This window comes from Nocardiopsis sp. CNR-923 (genome assembly GCF_001942255.1).
Classification (GTDB): Bacteria; Actinomycetota; Actinomycetes; order Streptosporangiales; family Streptosporangiaceae; genus Nocardiopsis.
The window spans coordinates 1-1,420 of the sequence record NZ_MKKC01000047.1; the positions used below are offsets into that span (position 1 = coordinate 1).

Annotated in this window: 1 pseudogene; it reads left to right on the plus strand. The window is 67.5% G+C overall.

What is annotated here, in order from left to right:
* The first annotated feature begins 130 nt into the window (after positions 1 to 130).
* A pseudogene (locus BJF83_RS03170) lies at positions 131 to 1,382 on the plus strand (IS256 family transposase).
* The last annotated feature ends 38 nt before the right edge of the window (positions 1,383 to 1,420 follow it).

A 1,420-nucleotide genomic window follows, 5' to 3' on the forward strand; every position in this document is an offset into this window, starting at 1 on the left:
CGGTCATGTCCCTTGGAGTGGTGTAACTCCGGGATGGGTGATCTGACCTGGACGGCTATAGCGACAAGGCGAGCCACCGTGTGACCGTCAAGTGAGAGAAGGTCTGACGTTCCTCACCCAAGGACACACGATGGCTCTGTCCCAGCATGACCTACAACAGCTTCTGGAGTCACTAGGAGCGGCCGAGAATGTGGACATGGTCCGCCTGGTCCTGGAGCGCATGCTCCAGGAACTGATCGAGGCCGAGGCCACCACCGTGATCGGCGCCCACCCCCACCAGCGCACCCCCGAGCGCACCACCAGGCGTAACGGCCACCGCGACCGCACCCTGACCACGACCGCCGGGGACGTGGACCTGCACATCCCCAAACTCCGCTCCGGGTCCTTCTTCCCCTCCCTGCTGGAGCGCCGCCGCCGCATCGACCGGGCCCTGTTCGCGGTCATCATGGAGGCCTACGTCCACGCGTCTCCACCCGGGCCGTGGATGAGCTGGTCAAAGCCCTGGGAGCCGACTCGGGTGTGTCCAAGTCCGAGGTGTCGCGGATCTGCGCCGAGCTGGACGCGGAGGTCGAAGCGTTCGCCGAGCGGCCCCTGGACCACACCGCGTTCCCCTACGTGTTCTTGGACGCGACCTACTGCAAAGCCCGCCTGAACCACCGGATCGCCTCCCAGGCGGTGGTGATCGCCACCGGCGTCACCGCCCAGGGCCGGCGCGAGGTGCTGGGGTTCGCGGTCGGCGACAGCGAGACCCGGGCGTCTGGACGCAGTTCCTGCGCAGTTTGCGCTCACGGGGCCTGGGCGGGGTGCGCCTGGTGGTCTCCGACTCCCATGCCGGGCTGGTCTCGGCGATCGAAGCGGTGCTGTTGGGGGCCACCTGGCAGCGGTGCCGGGTGCATTTCGTGCGCGATGTGCTGGCCAAGGTGCCCAAGGGTTCGGGGGAGATGGTCGCGGCCACCATCCGCACGATCTTCGCCCAGGCCGATGCCGCGGCGGTGCGCTCCCAGGTGGACATCGTCGCTGATCTGCTGGGGCGGCAGTTCTCCCAGGTGCAGGAGATGCTCATCGACGCGGCGACCGATATCACGGCGTTCGCGGACTTCCCGGCCGCGCATTGGAAGAAGATCTGGTCGACCAACCCGTTGGAGCGGTTGAACCGGGAGGTCAAACGCAGAGCGGACGTGGTGCAGGTCTTCCCCAACCCCAAGGCGTTGGGCAGGTTGGCCGGGGCGGTGCTGGCGGAGATGCACGATGAGTGGCAGGTCAGCGATCGCCGCTACTTCTCCGAGGCGTCCATGGTCGAGCTGCTGGGCCAGGACGCCCGCGGTCCGGGCCGACGACAGGGCCCCAACGAGATCGGCCCCAAGTCAGGGGCCGGGGGTTAGTGCGTTCGTGAAGTTACACCACTCAACGGGACACCATC